The following is a 21,211-nucleotide window of genomic DNA, read 5'->3' on the forward strand; positions in this document are numbered from 1 at the left end:
TTGTGTATACGAGACAGGGGCTGTGGACGCTGGGTCCGGCTGGGTGCCGAAGCGGACACGCCGGGATGTCGCCATCGCAGCCCCTTCAGTGGGCTTACCCACTGTTCAGCCCGGCGGCTTTAGCCCCGGGCACAAGCCGTGCGCGCTACTCCATGGAATAGGTCTTACTCCACAAGTCCGGAGCACGCACCGATCGCGTATACCCATCGCTTTCGCCAAGTGCCCTGCCCCCGGCACGTGCCGACCGCCGACACCTCTATAATGCGTCAAACACGATCGGCGCCCGCGCGAGAGGACGCGCATGTACCAGCGAGACTACCTACTCCGCTTGATCGCCCAGATGACCGAAGTCCTCGCCGTGGTGCTGGGGCTGCGGCGGCGCGGGGAGCCGGAGCAGGCGCAGGCGCTCATCGATCAGACCATGGGACGCCTCGTCGGACTCCAGCTCGCTGACGCCGACGCGCTGGACGCTGAGCAGATCGCCAGCCTCCTCCGCGTCGTCAAGGCCGATCACCCCGGCCCGCCCACGGTTGCCGAACAACTGATCGTGATCGCGACCCTCCTGCATGAGTCCGCGGACTTGCGGACGCCCGACTGGACGCTCGAGCGGGAGGACGCCCGCCGCGTCAAGGCACTCATGCTCTTCCTGATCGCGCTCCGCGACGAGGAGCCGGATTCGGACCGGGCGATCGAGGGGGTCGATACAGTGCTGCGTGCGCTGGACGGCTACGAGTTGCCCGTGCGGGTGCGCGACGAATTGTGGCAGCACTTCGCGCGGCGCGGGCAGTACGCCCGGGCCGAGGACTGGTTGTTCACGCTGGTCGATGACCCGGAGGCGCCGGACGATCTCCTCGACCGCGGTGTGGCCTTCTATGTGCGACTATGTGAGCGAAGTGACGCAGACCTGGAGGCCGGAAATCTTCCCCGCGACGAGGTCGAAGCCGGCCTGGCCGAGTTGCGAGCCATCGCGGCCCGGGCCACGCCCGGCGATGACGAGGCAAAAGGAGGTGACGCATGAGCCCAAACCGGCTGGAGGGGAAGGTCGCGATCGTGACCGGTGCCGCGAAGGGCATCGGCAAGGGGATCGCGCGCATCCTGGCGGCGGAGGGTGCCCGCGTCGTCATCGCGGACGTCGATGAGCCACGAGGGCTGGCGACGGCGGAAGAGCTTCGGCAGGCCGGGCACGAGGCCGACTTCGTCCGCACCGACGTCACGAAACGGTCGGACGCCGAGTCCATGGCGAGCTTCGCGGTGAGCCGATTCGGCGGGCTCCACATCCTCTGCGCCAACGCCGGGGTCTTCCCGTCGGCACGGATCGAAGACATGACCGAGGCCGACTGGGATCTGGTGCACAACATCAACCTCAAGGGCACCTTCTTCACCGTCCAGGCCTGCCTGCCCCACATGCGGCAGCAGCGCTACGGGAAGATCGTCGTCACGTCGTCGATCACCGGGCCGGTTACCGGATTCCCCGGCTGGGCTCACTACGGCGCCAGCAAAGCGGGTCAGATGGGGTTCATTCGGACGCTGGCCATCGAGGTCGCGCGCGACAACATCACCGTCAACGCCGTGCAGCCCGGCAATATCCTCACTGAGGGGATGGCCGATGTCGGGGAGGAGTACATTCGCCAGGCCGAGGCCGTCATCCCGATGGGGCGGCTGGGCACTCCGGAGGATGTCGCGTACGCCGTGCTCTTCCTGGCCAGCGACGAGTCGAACTACATCACCGGCCATGCGATCGTCGTGGATGGCGGCCAGATCCTGCCGGAGTCGCCACTGGCGCTCGCCTGACATGAAGTTTGACGAATTAATCTCGCCTACTCGCCTACTCGCCTACCCGCTACCCGCTCACGCGCGGCTGTCATCCTGAGCGGAGCCGGCCGGCGCGGGAGCGGCGGGCGGCGGAGCGAAGGATCTCGCGTCGGATCGGTCGCGCACCTGAGATCCTTCGCTGCGCCGAGGGTGGCTGGCCGCCGCCCCCGGCGCAGCGAAGGATGACACGCGGAGAGTCGCGGGCGGCTGGCGGGTATGCACGGTTAATTCGTCAAACTCTATACAAGTGCGTGTATCGCACGGCGCCTCACCTGGGCTCTTTCGGCGAGCTTACCCCTCGTCCTCCGGCCCTGGCAGGCCGCCGGGCGGTGGTGGCAGCTCGTCGAGGCTACCGAGGCCGAAGAAGCGCAGGAACTCGGTGGTCGTGCCGTACTGGATCGGGTTGCCCGGCGCCGTCAGCCGGCCGACCGGCTCGATCAGCCCGCGCGCCAGCAGCGTCTGGAGCACGCCGCTGGAATCGACGCCACGGATGGTATCGATCTCGCCGCGCGTGATGGGCTGACGGTAGGCCACGATCGCCAGCGTCTCCAGCGCCGCCTGCGACAGGCGCACCGTGCGCTCCAGGCCGAGGAAGCGCTGCACCTGCCGCGCATAGCGCGGCGACGAGACGACCTGCACCTGATCCTCGCCGCACCACTGCACCATCAGCCCGACCGCGTCCAGGCGCGCGGCCAGCTCCTCGAGCGCAGCCCGCGCTTCGGCCGGGGTGCACCCGATGTGCTGGGCCAGCACCGCCACCGGCACCGGATCGCTCGCCACGAAGAGGAGCGCGCCAAGCGCGGCGGCCCGCTCCTCTTCCGCGACCTGTTCGAGCGGCAACTGGAGCGCTGGAATCGGGGAATCAGTCATCGGCGGCCTCCGCCGCGCTGTCGAGCCGCCACACCTCGATCTCGCCGAAAAGGGTGGCCTGGGTCGCGTCGACGACCCGCTGGCGCAGCAGCGACAGCAGCGCGATGAAGCCCACCAGATACTCTCCCCGGCTCGGGGAGTCGCCGAGCAGCGCGCTGAACCGGCTTCGGTCACGGAGGCGGGACAGGAGGCGGCTCGTCATCTGGGCCAATGTGATGATCGGCGTCGGGCGGTACGGTCGTGGCGCGGGGCGCCCTCGCCCGAGGCAGCGACGCAGCGCACGGAGCAACAAGGGCAGAGGCACCGGCGCCAGGTGCTCGGTCACCGGCAGACCCTCCAGCCGTGCCGGCGGGCGCGCGAAGGCACGCAGTCCGCTCCGCTCCCGCGCCTGCAAATGTTCCGCCGCCGCCTTCACGGCCTGGTAGGCCTGGAGCTGGCGCGTCAGATCGTCCGGCTCCGGCTCCTCGATTTCCTGCGGCGGCGCCGGGAGGAGCGAACGGGACTTCAGCGCTAGCAGCCGCGACGCCACGGCCGTGAACTCCGCGAGCAGCTCCGGCGGGGTATTCGACAGCGCCGCGACGTAGGCGAGGAACTGGTCGGTTACCGCCACCAGCGACACGTCAGTGATGTCGAGCTGGTTCCGCTCGATCAGGCGCAGCAAGACATCCAGCGGCCCCTCGAACGTGGGCAGCCGGAGCTGGCAGTCGGAAAGTCGTAAGGGTGGCGCGACCGTCACCCCCTACCATCCCATCCCTTCATCCGCCGCCTGGAGCAACCGAAGGTCCGGATCCTCCGCGGCCCTGTCGTGGTGGTGCGCGATGAGCCAGCACACCCGCTCGCTGCAGCCGGCCTGTCGCGCCTGCTCCGCCCCCAGGCGCGCGTGCTCCCGGGCAAGGTACAGCCCGTGCCGCCAGCGGTCACGGTCCGGGCGCGCCAGTGCCGTGAGCAGCCCGGGTGCGAAGCGCCCCAGCAGCACGGAGACGACGCGTTGCGACACGCCCGTGCGCGCCCGCCCGTCAGCCTTGCCCACGTCGTGCAACAGCGCCGCCAGCAAGACATCGCGATCCCGGCAGCCCTCAGCCACCAGCCGCCGGTGGACCTCCAGCAGGTGTGCGCGATCGGCGCGGCTCAGGCGCGCCAGAAGCGCCCACTGCTCCGGGGTGACGAGTCGCCGCAACTCCCGATCCACCGCCCCGCGGCGCGGGCGGATATAGGCGAAAAACTGCACGACCCGCTGGGCCGGTCGCGCCGCACCGGTCCGGAGCGGTCCACGACCGAGATCCATCCGACGCATGGCTACAGCGGCACAGGGCCGGCGATCAGCGACGTGAGGAGCCCGTAGACGGGCGCGTACATCGACACGAGGATCGGCTGCCCGATGCGCCCGATCATGATCAGCCCGAGCAGGATCAGGACGCCGTACCGCTCCAGCGGCGCCAGGTATGGGTACCAGAAGTCGGGCAAGATCCCGGTCAGGATCTTGTGACCGTCGAGCGGCGGGATCGGGATCAGGTTGAACGACGCCAGCAGGATGTTGACGAAGACCATCCGGTTCAGGAAGACCTCGGCCGCGTACGGCAGATCCGCCTGTCCGAAGCGGAGCGGAATGACGAACAGCGTCGCCAGCACGACATTTGACGCCGGCCCGGCCAGGGCCGTCAGTGCCACGCCCCGCTGCCGGCCGCGCAGGCGCGCGGGGTTGATCGGGACCGGCCGGCCCCAGCCGATGCCGAAGCCGGCGACGGCGATCAGCATCATGCCGAGAAACCCGATCGGGTCGAAGTGCGCGACCGGGTTCAACGTGATCCTGCCCTGACGCTGGGCGGTATCGTCGCCGAGCATCAGGGCAGACCACGCATGGCAAAACTCGTGCACGGTCGTCGCGATCACGAACGCAAGAATCGTCATGATGATGACGGTCGCGTCCGCTCGCGCGCCGGAGAAGCCGATCACGAGTGGAGCCGCTCGATCCTAGCGCTAAGCCCCCGAGTTCGGATACAGGTGGCAGGCCACGAAGTGCCCACCGCCCTGATCCACGAACCGAGGCTCGACCTTCCGGCAGACATCCATCGCGTACGGGCAGCGCGTGTGGAAGTGGCAGCCGGAGGGCGGGTTGATCGGGCTCGGCACGTCGCCGGTCAGGATGATCCGCTCGCGCTTCTTCTCCACAACCGGATCCGGGATCGGCACCGCCGACAGCAGCGCCTTGGTGTACGGGTGCAGCGGGTCCTCGTAGAGCGCGTTGCGATCCGCCAGCTCCACGATCTTGCCGAGGTACATCACGGCGACCCGGTCCGAAATGTGCCGCACCACGCTCAGGTCGTGCGCGATGAAGAGGTACGTGAGCTGGAACTGCTCCTGCAGATCCTCCAGCAGGTTGATGATCTGCGCCTGGATCGACACGTCGAGTGCCGACACCGGCTCATCGGCCACGATGAACTCCGGGTTCGCCGCGAGCGCCCGGGCCACGCCGATGCGCTGCCGCTGGCCACCCGAGAACTCGTGCGGATAGCGGTTGGCGAAGTACGGGTTGAGACCGACCGTCTCCAGCAGCTCCTGGACCCGCTCGTTCCGCTGGTTCTTCGGCACCAGGTTATGGATCTGCATCGGCTCGCTGATGATGCTGCCGACCGTCATGCGCGGGTTGAGCGACGCGTACGGGTCCTGGAAGATCATCTGGAGATAGCGCCGCATCTTGCGCATCTGGCCGGAATCGAGCTTCGTCAGATCCTGGCCCTTGAACAGCACCTGGCCGCCAGTCGGCTTGTAGAGCTGCAGGATGGCGCGGCCGGTCGTGCTCTTACCGCACCCCGACTCGCCCACCAGGCCGAGGGTCTCACCCTTGCGGACCTGGAACGTCACCCCATCAACCGCCTGGACCGCGCCCACCTTCCGCTGGAAGATGATGCCGCGGGTCAGCGGGAAATGCATATAGAGGTCGCGCACGTCGAGCAGGATTTCACCCTGCTTGACGTCCTTGGTCGTCACCTGCTCCGTCGCCATCGCCTATGCCCTCGGCCCTTCCTTGCTCACTTCCTCCCAGTACCAGCAGGCTGATCGATGCCGCTCATTCACGTCGAGCAGCGGCGGGTTCTTCTGCTCACACTTTTCACGCGCATAGTCGCAGCGTGGGAGGAACGGGCACATGTCCGGCAGGTCGATGAGGTCCGGCGGCAGGCCGCGGATGGGCTGGAGCTTTTCCTTGACCTGCGCGTCCAGGCGCGGGATCGAGTTCAGCAGGCCAACCGTGTACGGGTGCCGCGGGTTGGCGAAGAGCTCTTCCGTCGGCGCCGTCTCGACAATGTGCCCGGCATACATGACCTGGATGCGGTCCGTCATGCCGGCCACGACCCCCAGGTCGTGGGTAATCATCATCAGTGCGGTGTTGTGCTCCTGCTGCAGGTTCCGCATCAGGTCGAGAATCTGGGCCTGAATCGTCACGTCGAGCGCGGTGGTCGGCTCGTCGGCGATCAACAACCGCGGGTTGCAGGAGAGGGCCATCGCGATCATCACGCGCTGGCGCATACCACCCGAGAACTGGTGCGGGTACTGGTCCACCCGCTCCTCGGCGTTGGGGATCCCCACCATCTTCAGCAACTCGATGCTGCGCTGGCGCGCCTGGCTGCGGCTCATCCCCAGGTGCAACTCCAGCGCCTCGCTGATCTGGCGGTTGATCGTCAGCACCGGGTTGAGCGACGTCATCGGGTCCTGGAAGATCATGGCGATCTTGTTGCCCCGAATCGAGCGCACCTCTTCGTCGCTCATCTTGAGGATGTCTTCACCCTCAAACAGAATCTCGCCGCTGACGATCTTGCCGGGTGGCGTCGGGATCAAGCGCATGATCGACATTGCGGTAATGCTCTTACCGCAACCGCTCTCACCCACCACCCCCAGCGTCTCCCCAGGCATGATGTGGAAGGACACGTCATCGACGGCCTTCACCACACCATCCTGTGTGAAGAACTGGGTTCGCAGGTTCCTCACCTCGAGCAGCGGTTCCATCGCCTCTCCTTCACACCTCTCCGCCTCGCGCCGCCACACTGTCACCCGCTCGGCATCCGCGGTGCAATCGCGTTCAATGGCCCCGCTCGCGCGGATTCCGCGCCAGCCGAGTGCCGATTCCCAACCTATTTCGAGGTACGGATGCTGAAGCTGCCATCTGCGTTATCGGCAGTGTAGCACGGGCGCCGCAGGTGGTCAAACCTCCCGCTGCCGGCAAATGATATCCCGATCTCGATCATTCGCCTACGACCGGAACCCACTGCGCGATATCCGCACGATTGCGCACCAGGATAGCGGTAATCTCGCCGGCCTGCAAGCGCTCCGATCGCGCCACCAGTACATGAGGGAACGCGAGCGGGATGACCGGCAGATCCTGCATCACCTGTTCCTGCATCTGCGCGTAGAGCTCGGCACGCTCCGCCCGGTCGGTGGCTTGCAGCGCCCGCTGCAGCAGCGCATCCACCTCGGCGCTCGCATAGTGCCCAACGTTTAGGCCGTCGAAGAAGGAGTCCGAGGACCATAGCATACTCTGATCCGGGTCAACCGACCAGCGGTAGCCTAACAGTACCGCGTCAAAGTCCCGTTCCTGGATCACGCGCTGCCGCACCGTGCTCCAGGTCTCGAACTCTGGCTCGACCGCGATCCCCAGCGCCTGCCAGCTCCGGATCAGCCACTCGGCCACCTGGCGCCGCCGCGGGTTGTCGCCGTTGGTCGTGAGCGTGAAGCGGAGTGGCACACCGTCCTTGACGCGGACTCCATCCGGCCCGGGCACCCAGCCCGCCTCGTCGAGGAGTTGCCGGGCGGCATCGAGGTCCGGCCGGTAGACCGTCGCGCTCGCACGGTACGCCCACGAGGCCGGAGGCAGCGTCCCGTCCGCGATGTCGGCGTGGCCCTGCCAGAATTCGTTCACCGCAGCCTCGCGGTCAAGCGCCAGCATCAGCGCCCGCCGCACGCGCGGGTCGGTGAAGAGCGTGCTCTTCGCCCGATCGAGCTGGAGCGCGACGTAGGTCATATCAAAGCTCGGCAGCCGCTCCACCGCCACCCCGTCAACCTGCTCCGCCTCGGCCGCGGCCGCCGGGTCCAGCTCCGCCCAGTCGATCGTGCCCTCGCGGAGCGAGGCGAGCAGTTCCTCGGACGACCGAACAACCTGATACACGTACTCCTGGGCCGCCACCGGCCCGCCGTAGTAGCCGGCATGCCGCCGGAAGATGATGCGGTCGCCGCGGATCCACTGCTGCAAGCTGAACGGCCCGGTACCGACCGCCGTGCTCAGGCCGAAGGGGTTGGTGATTAGCTCCTCCGGCAACACGCCAGCGAGTGCATGCTGCGGGACGATGCCCAGCGTGGCCAGCGTCGTAAGAAAGGAAGCATCGGCGCGGATCAGGTCGAACTCGACCGTGGCGCTGTCCAGCGCCTGCACCTGGCGCACGCGCTCCACCAGGCGCGAGTAGCGCGGCGAGCGCACGCGGTCGTTCATCATCGTATCGTAGGTGAAGACGACATCCCGCGCCGAGAAGGGCTGCCCGTCGTGCCAGACCACCCCCTCGCGCAGGTGGAAGGTATAGGTCAGCCCATCCTCGGAGACGTCCCACGACGCGGCGAGATCCGGCCGCGGCTCGGCGCTGACCGGGTCAACCGACACCAGCCCGCTGAAGACCAGGGAACTGAGCGCCTCGGAAAGGGGATCGGCGACAAAGAGGGGGTTGAGCGTGCGCGGCTCGGTCAGGCCACCTTCGACGATGCGTCCGCCCGTCACGACCGGAGCTGTCGGAATGGGGCTCCCCACCGGATCGAGCCGCGCTTCGGCGCCCGGCGTCGCGACATTGGCGGGCGCCGTGGTGGGCGACGAGGCACCGCGACCGAACGGCGAGCAGGCCGTCAGCGCCAGGAGCAGCGCCAGCAGCGTCGCGAGCCGGCCGACGCGGGTTGTCCCGTCCCCCACCATCCGGGACCGCGCACTCCCCCCCAGTGACCGCGACTACTCGATCGGCACCTGCGTCAGGTAGTGCCGGTAGGGCGACTCACCCCCGCGCACCAGCGTGAAGAAGATGTCTTGCAGCTTCTCGGTGATCGGCCCGCGCTGACCATCGCCGATCGGCCGGCCGTCGATCGAGCCGATCGCCGCGATCTGGACGCCGGTCCCGCACAGGAACGCCTCGTCGGCGATGTACAACTCGCTGCGGTCGATGGATCGCTCCTCGACCGGAATGCCCGCGTCGCGCGCAAACTCGACGATGCTGCGGCGGGTGATCCCTTCCAGGATGTCGGATGTGACCGGCGAGGTGACCAGCGTCCCGTTCCGCACAATGAAGAGGTTGGCCCCGCTCGCCTCGGCGACCTCGCCGTGCTCGTTCAGCATGATCGCGTCATCGTAGCCGGCCTCGGCCGCCTGGTCCTTGGCGAGGGCGGAGTTGATGTAACCGCCGGTGACCTTACCCCGGCTCGGGATGATGTTGTCCTCGATGCGCTGCCAGGAGGAGACCATCAGCCGCACCGGCTTGCTCAGGTCGAGGTAGTCATCGAGCGGGATCATGTACACGGCCAGCTCATCCTTGAGCCCGGTCAGACGCGGCACCAACTGCAGGCTGGCCTTGTAGATAAAGGGGCGGATGTAGACGTTGTGCCGCGGCGCGTTGCGCCGGACCAGCTCGGTGATGATGCCGCACACGTCATCGACGCTGTACGGTAGCTCCGCTCGCAGGAGCCGGCCGGAGTGGAGCAGGCGCCGGACGTGGTCCGGGAGCCGGAAGATGTTGATCGTCCGGCCGTCATTGTCGAGGTAGCCGCGGATCCCGCCGAAGGCGCCGGTCCCGTACTGCAGAGCGTGGGTCGCAATGCTGACCTTGGCCTGATCCGATGGGACGAACTCCCCCTCAAAGAACGCGTATTGCAGGAGCGGTGACGTCGTCATCTCACCACGCTTCCCTTCCGGGCCCGCAGGGCGGGCCGGTGCCGAGTGGCCGTCGATCCACCTCGCGCCACTTGCTTGCGCGGGGTACACATGCTGGCCGCATTCTAGCACGCCCCCGGCACCCCCGCGCGGCGGTGCGTTGACGCGTGGCGCATGGTCTCGTATAACCCCGACACCGAAGCGCCGTGCGATGGAGGCGGCAATGACCGAAACGGAATACTGGCTCGGGTTCCATCTGGTGCCCGGTATCGGCGCGACCCGGGTTGCGCGGCTGCTGGAGCATTTCGGCTCGCTGGCCGCCGCCTGGGAGGCGAACGTGGAGGAACTTCGCGCCGCCGGGCTGAGCGAGCGTGTCGCCGCGAAGCTGGTGGCGACCCGTCGCCGGATCTCGCTCGAGCGTGAAATGGAGCGTGTGGCGCGGGCGGGCGTCTCGCTCGTCACCCTGGCCGATCCGGACTACCCGCGGCTCCTGCGCGAGATCCCCAGCCCGCCGCTCCTCCTGTATGTGCGCGGCACGCTCACCCCGGCTGACGAGCACAGCATCGGCATCGTCGGAACCCGGCGGGCCTCAGCCTACGGCCGGGAAATGACCCGCCGCCTCACCTGCGACCTCGTGCGCGCGGGCATGACCATCGTCAGCGGCCTGGCCCGCGGCATCGACGCCGTCGCCCACCGTACCGCCCTGGAGACGGGCGGGCGAACCATCGCGGTCCTCGGGAGCGGCGTGGACGTCGTGTACCCACCGGAGCACCGGCAACTTGCCGAGCAGGTGGCACAGCAGGGGGCAGTTGTGTCAGAGTTTCCTCTCGGCACGCCGCCCGATGGGCCGAACTTCCCGGTCCGGAACCGGCTCATCAGCGGCCTGTCCCTGGGCGTGGTCGTCGTCGAAGCGCCGCGCCGGAGCGGCGCGCTGATTACTGCCAACTTCGCCGCCGACCAGAGCCGGACCGTCTACGCCGTCCCCGGCTCTGCCCTGGCGCCTGGCAGTGAGGGGCCACTACAGCTCCTGCGGGATGGGGCAGTCCTTGCAGCGTCGGCCGAAGACATCCTGGCCGACCTCAAGCTGACCGTCCGGCAGGCGAACTTCGAAGCGCGCCAGGCGCTGCCGACCACGAGTGAGGAGGAGGACGTTCTCCAACACCTCGACGGCGAGCCGCGCCACATCGATGAAATCGCGCTGGAGTCGGGCCTCGCGATCAGCCGGCTGAGTGCGCTCCTGCTGGAGATGCAACTCAAGGGCCTGGTCCGCAACGTCGGCCATCAACACTACGTTCGAGCCTGAGGCTCCAGAGAGGGACCGACAGGGCCCCGTTCGACGCCCGCTCCCGGCGCATGAACCAGATGTCATACTCAATGGCACGGCGCACGTCCCGCCGCTCATAACCTTGTCATCCGAGCCGGGTATGCTGTCACCCGAGGGGCGGCGAGAGAACGAGCGCCGCCGGTCACGCCCGGTGAAAGGACATGGCTTGATGGCGCTCTATGCAGTGATCCCCGCAGGCGGCAGCGGCACCCGGCTGTGGCCGGCGAGCCGCTCGGCGCGGCCCAAGTTCCTACTGCCACTGCCCGGCCCGCTCTCGATGCTGCAAGCGACCGTCGAGCGGCTCCTGCCGCTCGTGCCACCGGCCAACATGCTCATCGTCACCGGCGCTCCCCACGCCGGCGCCGTCGCCGCCCAGGTGCCCGAGGTTCCGAAGGAGAACATCATCGTCGAGCCCCAGGCGCGCGGCACGGGACCGGCCATCGGATTGGCCGCCGCCCTCTTCGCCCGGCGCGACCCCGACGCGATCATGGGCTCCTTCGCCGCCGACCATCACGTCGCCGACCCGATCGCGTTCCGCCAGGCGATCCGCGCCGCTGCCGAGGCGGCCAGGGAGGGCTATCTCGTCACCGTCGGCATCCAGCCGACCTACCCCGAGACGGGCTACGGCTACATCCGCTGTGGCGAGATCCTCTTCCACCGGGAAGGGCTGGCCGTGCACGCGGTCGAGGAGTTTAAGGAGAAGCCCGATCTGGCCACGGCCGAGCGCTACGTCGCCAGCGGGCAGTATCAATGGAACGCCAGCATGTTTGTCTGGCGAGCACAGACGTTGCTCGACGCCATGCGGCGCCTGCTGCCGGACGTGTACGAGCTCCTGACGGAGATCGCCGCCGCCTGGGATCGCCCGGATCGCGCGGAGACGATGGAACGGCTCTGGGCGCAACTGCCCGAGGTCACCATCGACCACGGCATCATGGAACACGCCGACAACGTCGCGGTCGTCCCGGCATCCTTCGGCTGGACCGACCTGGGCGACTGGCATAGCCTGGCCGAGCTGCTGGCGAGCGACGCGGGGGACAACGTGGCGGTCGGCGCGGAACACATCGCCACCGATACGCGCGGGACGCTCGTTTTCGGCGACGGGCGCGTCATCGCCACGCTGGGAGTCGAGGATCTGGTCATCGTCGACACCGATGACGTCCTCCTCGTCTGCCATCGCTCCCGCGCCCAGGATGTGCGGCGGATCGTCGAGCGCCTGCGAGGACAGGGGGACCAGCGGCTCCTGTAACAGCGAGCCGGTGTAGTCGGGGTTGACACCGCTGGCTAAAATTAGTTGTCACGCCGACCGAGGCTAGGTAGTAGAACCGGCTCGGGCGCCGCGCTGCGCGAGCGCCCCGCCCGGTGTGCCGATGGGCCCGTGGGCGGCAGCGAGGACCATGGCACCATCACTGCGTGCCGCCCCAATCGGAGACGTGAGACCACCGTCGCGCGCGGGTTCCGCCGGGGCGCGGCCTCGGCGGTCACAACGACGCGCAGGATGGAGATTGACGACGATCATTATGGCTGAAGAGTCGAAGAGGAAGCGTACGACCACCAGCACCGCTGACGAGGAGACCCCGACCACGGGCGCCAAGCGCACGACGCGCCGCACGGCGGCTAAGAGTGACGGGACGACTTCCGCGCGCTCGCGTGCCACGAAGAGCACCAAGACGACCGGGACGACGAAGCGCGCGAGCGGGAACGGCACCCTGGTCATCGTGGAGTCGCCGGCCAAGGCGCGCAACATCGGGCGCATCCTCGGCCGGGGCTACACGGTCAAGGCCTCCATGGGCCACGTGCGCGACCTGCCCAAGTCGAAGCTCGGGGTGGAGACCGACCGCGACTTCGCGCCGGTCTACCTGATCCCGCGCGACAAGAGCAAGGTCGTCAAGGAGCTGCGCGCCGACGTCAAGGAGGCCCGCGAGATCCTGCTCGCGACCGACCCCGACCGGGAGGGCGAGGCGATCGCTTGGCACCTCGTCGAGGCAACCGAACCCGGCGATAAGCCGGTGCGCCGGATCGTGTTCCACGAGATCACGCCCGAGGCGATCCACGAGGCGCTCCGCAACCCGCGCGGGATCGACATGCGGCTGGTCGAGGCACAGCAGGCCCGCCGCATCCTCGACCGCCTGGTGGGCTACGAGATCAGCCCGCTGCTTTGGCGCAAGGTCAAGCGCGGCCTGTCGGCCGGGCGTGTCCAGTCCGTCGCGCTGCGCCTCGTAGTCGAGCGTGAGCGGGAAATCCAGAACTTCATCCCGCAGGAGTACTGGACACTCGACGCCGAGCTGGCCAAACGCGAGGCGGTCAACGGGCGCAAGCCGAAGCCGTTCATCGCGTCTCTCTCGCGGGTCGACGGCCAGAAGCCGGACCTCAAAGACGAGGCGTCGACGATGGCGATCGTCCGCGCGCTCGACGGCGCCGAGTTCCAGGTGGTCAAGGTCGAGGTCAAGGAGACCCAGCGCCGTCCGGCGCCTCCGTTCACGACCAGCACCCTGCAGCAGGAGGCGTCCCGGAAGCTGAACATGCCCGTGCGCCGGACGATGCAGATCGCGCAGGAGCTCTACGAGGGGATCGACCTCGGCGACGCCGGCACCGTCGGCCTCATCACCTACATGCGCACCGACTCGACCAACGTGGCAGCCTCGGCGCAGGCGCGTGCGCGCGAAGTCATCGCCGAGCGCTTCGGCCCGGAGTTCCTGCCCGACCGCCCGCCGGTCTACACGCGCAAGGCCAAGGGCGCACAGGAAGCCCACGAGGCAATCCGCCCGACCGACCCGGCCCGCGACCCGGAGTCGATTAAGGCGTACCTCGGCGGCGCCAGCAGCCCGCGCTACAAGCTCTACCGGCTCATCTGGCAGCGCTTCATCGCCAGCCAGACCCGCAATGCCGTGTTCGACAGCACCGCGGTCGACATCGACGCCGGGCCGCCGGGCGGGCCGAAGCCCTACCGCTTCCGTGCGACGGGCTCGGTCATCAAGTTCCCCGGCTTCCTCGCCATCTACCGCGAGGGTCGGGACGACGACACCGTCGATGAGATCGACCGGGAGGCGCTGCCGCCGCTGACGGCGGGCGAAGTCCTCGACCTGGTGCGCCTGCTCCCCGAGCAGCACTTCACCCAGCCGCCGCCGCGGTTCACCGAGGCCACGTTGGTCAAGGCGCTGGAGGAGTTGGGCATCGGCCGGCCAAGCACCTACGCGCCGACGATCGCCACGCTCCAGGCACGCAACTACGTCACCGTCGAGCAGCGGCGCCTCTACCCGACCGAGCTCGGCACCGTGGTCAACGACCTGCTGGTCCAGCATTTCCCGGACATCGTGGATGTGAACTTCACGTCCAAGCTGGAGGACGAGCTGGACCAGATCGCCTCGGGCGAGCAGTCCTGGGTGCCGATGGTGCGCGCCTTCTACGGCCCGTTCCACGAAACGGTTGAGCGCGCCGAGAAGGAGATCGGGCGGGTCAAGGTCGCCGACGAGCCGACCGACGAGGTGTGCGAGAAGTGCGGCCGGCCCATGGTGATCAAGCTCGGCCGCTACGGGCGGTTCCTCGCCTGCTCCGGCTTCCCGGAGTGTCGCAACGCCCGGCCGCTGCTGCAGAAGATCGGCGTCACCTGCCCCCAGTGCGGCGAGGGCGACATCGTTCAGCGGCGGACCAAGAAGGGTCGGGTCTTCTACGGTTGCAGTCGCTACCCCGACTGCAACTTCTCGAGCTGGGAGAAGCCGACCGGCGAACCGTGCCCGCAGTGCGGGGGCGTCCTGGTGGAGACCCGCGGCGGAGCCGTTCGCTGCTCCACCCAGGGCTGCCAGTACCGCGCGGCACGCCTGGAACGCACCGCGTAATCCGCGAGACACACAAGACGGGCGCCATCGGGTCCGGGTATACTAGACCCGACGGCGCCCGTGCCGATTCGAGACGACGAAGAGAAACGCGATGGCAGTTCTGAAACTCGTCTACGAAGGTGACCCCCGACTCCGGCAGAAGGCGGTACGAATCCGCAAGGTCGACGACGACCTGCGGCGGCTTGCGGCCGACATGCTGGAGACGATGTACGCCGCCGACGGCGTGGGCCTCGCGGGGCCACAGGTCGGTGTCATGCGCCGCATCGTCGTGATCGGTGTCCCGGCCGGCTTCGAGAACGAGGACGATCCGCCGATGGAGATGGCCCTGATCAACCCCGAGATCGTCCGTGCCAGCGGGCGCCAGGTCGGGCCCGAAGGGTGCCTGAGCATCCCGAACTGGTACGGCGACGTCCCGCGCGCCATGCACGTCACCGTCAAGGCACGCGACCTCGACGACCGGGAGATCCGCATCAAGGCCTCCGGCCCGCTCGCGCGCATCCTGCAGCACGAGATCGACCACCTGGATGGGATCCTCTTCACCGACCGGGTCGAGGACAAGAGCACCCTGCAGTTCATCGAGCCCGCTCCCGTCGCCGAAGAGGCCCCCACCCCCGCGGACGACTAGCTCAACGCCGTGGTCCGTCTGCCCACTCGTGCCTGAGCTCGGCACGAGTGTCGGGTCTACGTGCTCGGCACATGCCCCGGGCTCGGGCCGCCGGGCTGACAACGACAAGCCGGATCAAGCCGGCTCTTTGGAGTGCGGCGGACCGAGCCGCCGCTTTGGCAGCGCGCGGCCGCCGGCCCGCGCCCGGGGGGGCCCCCCCCCGCGCGCCGGGGTTGGTTCCGCACCGCCGTTGGGACGCGAGATGGGTGGTGCGACGGATCCCGCACCCCAGCCCGTGCCCGGGGCCAAAGCCGCCGGGCTCACAACCAAAGCCGGCTAAAGCCGGCTGGGGTGCAGCAGGGCTCACACTCCGGTGAGACGGAGCACACCGAACGGTGTGTGCCTGGGGCTAGAGTCGCCGGCCTGACAATCAAGAGCCCACTGAAGGGTCTGGGGCGCTGGGTCCGCTGGGTGGCCAAATCGGATAAGCCTGTCGGTAGCCATCGCAGCCCCTTCAGTGGGCTTACCGCTCTTCAGCCCGGCGGCTTGAGCCCCGGGCACGGGCCACGGCGTGGGATCCTTCGCGCCACCCACCTCCGGGCACGCGCCGACCGCGTGCACCTCTGTAATTCGTCAAACCCCATTACCCCAGGACCCAATCGAGGCGCCGTATCCTCTCACCCCGCGGCGGACGAGGACTGCCCTGCTCCAGGCCCAGATCACAGCACAGGGCTCCACACACCGCCCGTCCTGAGCACATTCGGACGCAGGCCAGCGTCGGCAGGATCAGCGTCAGCTATCCGGTGGGAATCACGTCGCTCGCTCGAGAACGCCCTCAGACATCCCGCCCCTCGCGCGGCAGGCGGGAGTTCTCCGCGAGGATGATCGCGTCGATCTTGTCGAGCGTCTCCTCGACCCGGTCGTTCTCGTTGAAGACCACGTAGTCGAACTCGTAGACCCGGCGGAGCTCGTGGGCCGCCGTCGAGATTCGCTGCATCAGCGCCTCGGGGTCGTCGGTCTTCCGACCGCGCAAGCGGCGCATCAACTCAGCCATCGAGGGGGGCGTGAGGAAGATGAAGATGGAGTCCGGCATGATCTTGCGGATGGACGCCGCGCCCTGCACGTCGACCTTCACCACGACGTATTGCCCGGCGCGGAGCGCACGGCGCACCCGATCCTTCGGCACGCCATAGAGGTGACCGTAGACCTCGGCCGATTCCAGGAACTCGCCCCGCGCCCGGGCTTCCTCGAACTCGGCGCGGGCCATGAAGATGTAGTGGACGCCGTCGATTTCACCCGGCCGCCTCGGCCGGGTCGTCGCGGTCACCGCGAAGCTGTATTCCGGGTGCCGCAGGCGCATCTGCTCGATGACGGTGTCTTTCCCCACGCCGGAGGGACCGGAGATGACGATGAGGCGAGGGCGCGCGAGCGAGCGCAACTCTTCAATGAGTTCATCCGCCTGCTCGTTCCATCGCACCCGTGCCGCCACCAAGTTCTTCCTTCCCCGGCTGCGCTCCCCCAACGTCATGCGCTCAGCACACGACCACCGTACACTATCACAGTTGGCCGTTGCTGGGATTCCAAGGCCGTGAGGGAGACGCTGCAACCATGTTCGACGTCTTGACGATCGCCGCGCTGGCGGACGAACTGGCGAGCCGGCTGGTTGGGGGTCGCATCCAACGCATCCTACAAATCGATGACGCGACCATTGGCCTGGAGGTGTACGCCGAACACCAGCGGTCCATCCTGGTCGCCAGCGCCGACTCGCAAAATCCGCGACTCTACCTGTCGACGCAGCGGCTCAGCGCGGACCCCGATCGCGTGACACCGCTCCTACTCCTCCTCCGGAAATACGCCCGCGGCGGTCGCGTCGCTGCCGTACAGCAGCCGCCGCTTGAGCGCATTATGCGCCTGAGTATAGCCAAGCCGTTTTACCTGGACAACCGGCGCCAACGCGACGACGTGCCCACCGAGGACGAAGAGGAGGCGCCGTCCGAGCTGGTCTATACCCACCTGATTGTCGAACTGATGGGGCGGCGGAGCAATATCATCCTCACCGACGACGAGGGCCGTATCCTCGATGCGATCAAGCGTGTCACTCCCGAGATGAGCCGCGTCCGGCCGATCCTGCCGGGCCGGCCCTACGTCCCGCCGCCGCCTCGGGAGGACGCCGTCGACCCCCGTCACCTGACGCCCTCCGCCCTCCATGACCTGCTGCGTCCCGCGCCGCAGGACGAGGAACTGGCTCCGCTGCTCGTGCGACACCTGGCCGGATTCAGCCCCCAGATGGCACGTGAGGCGGTCTACCGCGCCACCGGCGCCGCCGACGCACCCGTGCGCGCCGTCGCCAGCCGTGACGGCGCCGCGGCGCTCGCAGAGGCGGTCGCATCCGTGCTCGCGCCCCTGGAGACCGGGAACTGGACTCCGGGCGTCTACGTCGCCGAGGGCCGCGCCGTCGCGTTCTCCGCCATCCCACTCGACCACCTCGCCGGCGCCGAGGTCGAGCGGTTCCCGACTATGTCGCCCGCGATCGAGCGCTGGCTTGCGCTCGCCGGAGCGCCCCAGCCCGTGGCGCAGGCGCAGCGGCGTGACAAGCTCGTGGCGCAGATTCGGAGCGCGCGCGAGCGCGCCGCCGCCCGCCTCCGCTCGCTCGAGGAAGAGCGGGCTCGCGGCGAGGAGGGCGAACGCTGGCGCACCATGGGTGAGTTGATCTACGCCTATCTCGCCTCCATCCAGCCCGGCCAGACGGAGCTGGTGGTGGATGACCTGACGATCCCGCTCGACCCCGCGCGCTCACCCAGTGAGAACGCGCAGGCCTACTTCGAGCGCTACCGTAAGGCCCGCTCGGCCACCGAGAACCTGCCGGAGCTGATCGAGGCGACCCGGACCGAGCTTGCCTACCTGGAGCAACTGGAGACCCTCGCCGGGTTCGCCGAGGGGATGGAGCAGGTCGAGCAGGTCCGCCAGGAGTGGGAGAGCTACCGCGACCAGCGCCCCGACGCCTCCACAGGCAAGCGCCGCCAGTCCGAGCCGAAGCGCCCGAAACCCCTGCGCACGGCGCGCGGCGATCTGATCTACATCGGCCACAACGGCCGCCAGAACGATCTCATCACCTTCGACATCGCCGGCCCAGACGACACCTGGCTGCACGCACGCGGCCTCCCCGGCGCCCACGTCATCGTCCGCTGGGCCGGTCCGGAGGACGAAGAGGTCTTGCTACAAGCCGCTGCGCTGGCCGCCTACTTCAGCGCAGGTCGAAACGCCACCAGCGTCGAGGTCGATGCCACCGCGCGCCGCTACGTGCGCAAGATCAAAGGGGCCGGCCCGGGCATGGTGACCTACCGCAACGAACGCACGCTCAACGTCCGCCCCACCGCGCCCGCCGATCTGGGCCTCGCATAGTTTCGGGAGCGCCTGCGGTACTGGGAGGTTCCTCGCGCCGTGGCCCTTGCGCGGGGATCGGTGGCGTGAGGATCCCCACGCCGTGGCACGTGCCCGGGGTTCATGGGTCTTGACGAATTAGGTGGGTGTTCACCACCCGGCCCGTGCCAGGCGACGGACAAGGCGTCACCAGCATCTGAGTCCCGTCGTGCCTCAGCCGGCTTCAGCCGGCTTTCGTTGTCAGCCCGGCGGCTTTAGCCCCGGGCACGCGCCACGGCGCGGGAACCTTCGCACTACCCATCGCGCGCCCCAACGTCGCGGGAACCGTATCACCGGATGGGTGCGCTGCTTCGATGCACAGCGGCCAAAGCAAGTCGCCCCGCCGGGAACCCTCCGGCGGGGCGATCGGTCAGCTACGTGGCTCGCGCGGCGTCGCGGCCCTCGCTCAGGCGATCCTCGCGAGGAGGATGCCGAACTCGTAGAGGGCGTACATCGGCGCCGCCACCATGAACATGTTGAAGGGGTCAGGTGTCGGCGTGATGATCGCAGCCGCGACCAGGATCAAGATGATCATGTACTTGCGGAGCGACGCGAGCCGCTGGGCTGTCACGATGTCGAGCTTCGCCAACAGGAAGATCACCACTGGCGTCTCGAACACCAGGCCGATCCACAACATGAGGGTCAGGTAGAACGAGACGACCTCTTGCGCGCGGAACTCGGCCCGGAACACATCGCCGCCGAACCCGGCCAGGAACGACAGCCCGCGTGGGATCACGATGAAGAAGGCGAACGCCACGCCCGCGACGAACATCAGCGTCACGAACGGGAGCGCACGGTACAGGTACCGGCGCTCACGTCGCGTCAACCCCGGCGCAAGGAAGCGCACGAAGTGGTAGATCAGGGCGGGCATCGCCACGGCGATCCCGATGTAGAGCGCCACCTTCATGTAGGTGGCGAAGCCCTCCAGCGGCGAGATCAGGACAAAGTCCGGTCGCCCCGTCATGTCGGCCATGATGCGCAGCACGCGGAGCGTCAACGCCAGGCCAACCACGAAGCCGGCAGCGACGAACAACGCCGAGTAGAGGAGGCGCGATCGGAGTTCCTCCAGATGCTCCTGGAGGGTCATCTCCTCGAAGATTTCCTCCTCTGGTTCGGCCTCCGGCACCGCAGGTGGGTTGGCGCGACCGCGCATGCGGTCGAGGATACTGACCATTCCTACTCAATCTCGTCGCGCTGGCGCGGCAGGTCGCCCGTGATGGTCGCCCGCAGCACCCGCGCCGCGGGCGTCGCTGGCGGCAGCACCCCGATCCCGGCGAGACTCGTCTGCTCCACTGCTGCCGTGGGACCGGTCTCCGCCGCCCCCGTGCTACTTCGCCGCCGTGTGTTCCTGGATGAACTCCAGTGCGTCACCGACGGTGACGATGTTCTCCGCTTCCTCGTCGGAGATCTCGATGCCGAACTCCTCCTCGAGCTGCATGATCAGCTCGACCAGATCGAGCGAGTCTGCGTTCAGATCCTGCACGAACTCGGCGTCGGGCGTCACCTTCTCCGGATCAACACCGAGTTGCTCCGCTACCACGCTCTGTACTCGCTCCAGCAGCGAGGACGAATCCACGCCGATCACCTCCCCTGTCACTTCGACTGATCCCAACCCCTGTCAGTTCCCGGCTATTATGCACGGAATCAAGCCCTGCGGCAACGTAACCGGCATGGCTTCCTAGCGCGAGGAGGCCAGGTTGCCCGCGATGGTGCCCAGCACCCCGTTGACGAAGCGGCTGGAGTTGTCACCGCCAAACCGCTTGGCCAATTCCACCGCTTCGTTGATGGCTGCCTTCACCGGTACGTCGTGCTCGTTCCGCAGTTCGTAGATGGCGATCCGCAGGATGTTCCGGTCGATCGGCGGCAACTGGTCCACCGGGAACGCCGGAGCCGCGGCGCCGATCTCGGCGTCGATCTTGTCCAGATCCTCCAGCACGCCCGAGATCAACCGCTCCACATAGCGCCGCACCGGCTGCGGTAGCGACAAGTCGCTGGTATAGCGGGCCAACACGTCCGACGCCGGGTGCTGGGCGACATCGGCCTCGTAGAGGATCTGGAGGGCCAGAGTTCTGGCCTGGTGTCGAATCGTTCCGATTGACATGGCTCCCTCGTCTCCAGCCCGTGCGACGGCCTCGTACAGCCGGCCCCACGGCAGTGTTCCGGACGACGCCGAGCCGCTCCCGGCCCGGCGCAGTTCCAATTGTACTCCGGCTACGCCGCGGTATCGCCAGTTCCACTCATCACTTCGGCAGCACCTACCACCTGCCCGTCTGCACGATCCGTTCCAGATCGCGGGCGAGCTCTCTGTTCGCCACACAGCAGCGAAGGTTTGGGACGTTGTCCGCCGGACACACAAGGCGAAGCCCGCGAACACGACCTGAGGCGAACCGGCGCTAACACCGTGGCGTTGAGGGTCTTCGGCCTCGGCGCGTGCCCGGGGCTAAAGCCGCCGGGCT

The 21,211-nt window shown here is 68.0% G+C and carries 19 protein-coding genes; 7 read left to right on the forward strand and 12 right to left on the reverse strand.

The window, feature by feature from the left end; all coding sequences use genetic code 11:
- Positions 1-301 precede the first annotated feature (301 nt).
- Both IRZ30_RS07395 and fabG read left to right on the forward strand, forming a co-directional pair.
- The gene (locus IRZ30_RS07395) at positions 302-1,018 is read left to right on the forward strand and encodes a DUF6483 family protein (RefSeq protein ID WP_294084251.1); all 717 of its coding nucleotides are present in this window, start codon (positions 302-304) and stop codon (positions 1,016-1,018) included.
- On the forward strand, positions 1,015-1,791 hold the full coding sequence (gene fabG, locus IRZ30_RS07400) for a 3-oxoacyl-ACP reductase FabG (protein WP_294084252.1): 777 nt from the start codon (positions 1,015-1,017) through the stop codon (positions 1,789-1,791). Before IRZ30_RS07395 ends, fabG begins: the two co-directional genes overlap by 4 nt.
- Positions 1,792-2,103: 312 nt before the next feature.
- On the opposite strand, the gene scpB is transcribed toward fabG, so the two are convergent.
- The 8 genes from scpB to IRZ30_RS07440 all read right to left on the reverse strand — a co-directional run bounded on the left by scpB (position 2,104) and on the right by IRZ30_RS07440 (position 9,595).
- Positions 2,104-2,682 carry an SMC-Scp complex subunit ScpB gene (gene scpB / locus IRZ30_RS07405; RefSeq protein ID WP_294084253.1) on the reverse strand — a complete coding sequence of 193 codons (579 nt, stop codon included), beginning with the start codon at positions 2,680-2,682 and terminating at the stop codon, positions 2,104-2,106.
- Complete coding sequence (locus IRZ30_RS07410; protein ID WP_294084254.1) at positions 2,675-3,418, reverse strand: ScpA family protein; 744 nt, start codon at positions 3,416-3,418, stop codon at positions 2,675-2,677. The genes scpB and IRZ30_RS07410 overlap by 8 nt, the downstream gene beginning before the upstream one ends.
- A gap of 3 nt (positions 3,419-3,421) precedes the next feature.
- Positions 3,422-3,967, reverse strand: coding sequence for an HD domain-containing protein (locus IRZ30_RS07415; protein ID WP_294084255.1), 546 nt, complete (start codon positions 3,965-3,967; stop codon positions 3,422-3,424).
- Between the two features lie 11 nt (positions 3,968-3,978).
- Entirely contained in the window at positions 3,979-4,635 is a 657-nt protein-coding gene (locus tag IRZ30_RS07420; RefSeq protein ID WP_294084256.1) for a site-2 protease family protein, read from the reverse strand.
- A 24-nt stretch (positions 4,636-4,659) separates the two neighbouring features.
- Positions 4,660-5,685, reverse strand: a complete 1,026-nt coding sequence (locus tag IRZ30_RS07425; RefSeq protein ID WP_294084257.1) for an ABC transporter ATP-binding protein — start codon at positions 5,683-5,685, stop codon at positions 4,660-4,662.
- Between the two features lie 3 nt (positions 5,686-5,688).
- Entirely contained in the window at positions 5,689-6,684 is a 996-nt protein-coding gene (locus IRZ30_RS07430; protein ID WP_294084258.1) for an ABC transporter ATP-binding protein, read from the reverse strand.
- Positions 6,685-6,919: 235 nt separating this feature from the next.
- Positions 6,920-8,629: an ABC transporter substrate-binding protein gene (locus tag IRZ30_RS07435; RefSeq protein ID WP_294084259.1), complete on the reverse strand. Its 1,710-nt coding sequence runs from the start codon at positions 8,627-8,629 to the stop codon at positions 6,920-6,922.
- A gap of 33 nt (positions 8,630-8,662) precedes the next feature.
- Positions 8,663-9,595 (reverse strand): branched-chain amino acid transaminase, encoded by a 933-nt coding sequence (locus tag IRZ30_RS07440; protein WP_294084260.1) that lies wholly within the window; start codon positions 9,593-9,595, stop codon positions 8,663-8,665.
- A 202-nt stretch (positions 9,596-9,797) separates the two neighbouring features.
- Between IRZ30_RS07440 and dprA the strand changes: the two genes are divergently transcribed.
- From dprA to def, 4 genes are all read left to right on the forward strand, one after another.
- On the forward strand, positions 9,798-10,877 hold the full coding sequence (dprA, locus tag IRZ30_RS07445) for a DNA-processing protein DprA (RefSeq protein WP_294084261.1): 1,080 nt from the start codon (positions 9,798-9,800) through the stop codon (positions 10,875-10,877).
- Positions 10,878-11,067: 190 nt separating this feature from the next.
- Entirely contained in the window at positions 11,068-12,144 is a 1,077-nt protein-coding gene (locus IRZ30_RS07450) for a mannose-1-phosphate guanylyltransferase (RefSeq protein WP_294084262.1), read from the forward strand.
- Positions 12,145-12,400: 256 nt separating this feature from the next.
- On the forward strand, positions 12,401-14,731 hold the full coding sequence (gene topA, locus IRZ30_RS07455) for a type I DNA topoisomerase (protein WP_294084263.1): 2,331 nt from the start codon (positions 12,401-12,403) through the stop codon (positions 14,729-14,731).
- A 91-nt stretch (positions 14,732-14,822) separates the two neighbouring features.
- On the forward strand, positions 14,823-15,356 hold the full coding sequence (gene def, locus IRZ30_RS07460) for a peptide deformylase (protein ID WP_294084264.1): 534 nt from the start codon (positions 14,823-14,825) through the stop codon (positions 15,354-15,356).
- 814 nt (positions 15,357-16,170) lie between these two features.
- On the opposite strand, the gene IRZ30_RS07465 is transcribed toward def, so the two are convergent.
- Positions 16,171-16,824, reverse strand: coding sequence for a guanylate kinase (locus IRZ30_RS07465; RefSeq protein ID WP_294084265.1), 654 nt, complete (start codon positions 16,822-16,824; stop codon positions 16,171-16,173).
- A gap of 119 nt (positions 16,825-16,943) precedes the next feature.
- Here IRZ30_RS07465 and IRZ30_RS07470 point away from each other — a divergent pair, with 119 nt between their 5' ends.
- A complete protein-coding gene (locus IRZ30_RS07470; protein WP_294084266.1) occupies positions 16,944-18,737 on the forward strand; it encodes an NFACT family protein in 1,794 nt (597 codons plus the stop codon).
- Between the two features lie 424 nt (positions 18,738-19,161).
- Here the strand turns inward: IRZ30_RS07470 and tatC are convergent, their stop codons facing one another.
- The 3 genes from tatC to nusB all read right to left on the reverse strand — a co-directional run bounded on the left by tatC (position 19,162) and on the right by nusB (position 20,856).
- Positions 19,162-19,929, reverse strand: coding sequence for a twin-arginine translocase subunit TatC (tatC, locus tag IRZ30_RS07475; RefSeq protein WP_294084267.1), 768 nt, complete (start codon positions 19,927-19,929; stop codon positions 19,162-19,164).
- A 153-nt stretch (positions 19,930-20,082) separates the two neighbouring features.
- The gene (acpP, locus tag IRZ30_RS07480; protein ID WP_294084269.1) at positions 20,083-20,331 is read right to left on the reverse strand and encodes an acyl carrier protein; all 249 of its coding nucleotides are present in this window, start codon (positions 20,329-20,331) and stop codon (positions 20,083-20,085) included.
- Positions 20,332-20,433: 102 nt separating this feature from the next.
- Positions 20,434-20,856: a transcription antitermination factor NusB gene (nusB, locus tag IRZ30_RS07485; RefSeq protein ID WP_294084268.1), complete on the reverse strand. Its 423-nt coding sequence runs from the start codon at positions 20,854-20,856 to the stop codon at positions 20,434-20,436.
- Positions 20,857-21,211: the final 355 nt, after the last annotated feature.

Origin of the sequence: Sphaerobacter sp., from assembly GCF_019683595.1 — a bacterium.
In the GTDB taxonomy this organism is placed as follows: Bacteria; Chloroflexota; Chloroflexia; order Thermomicrobiales; family Thermomicrobiaceae; genus Sphaerobacter.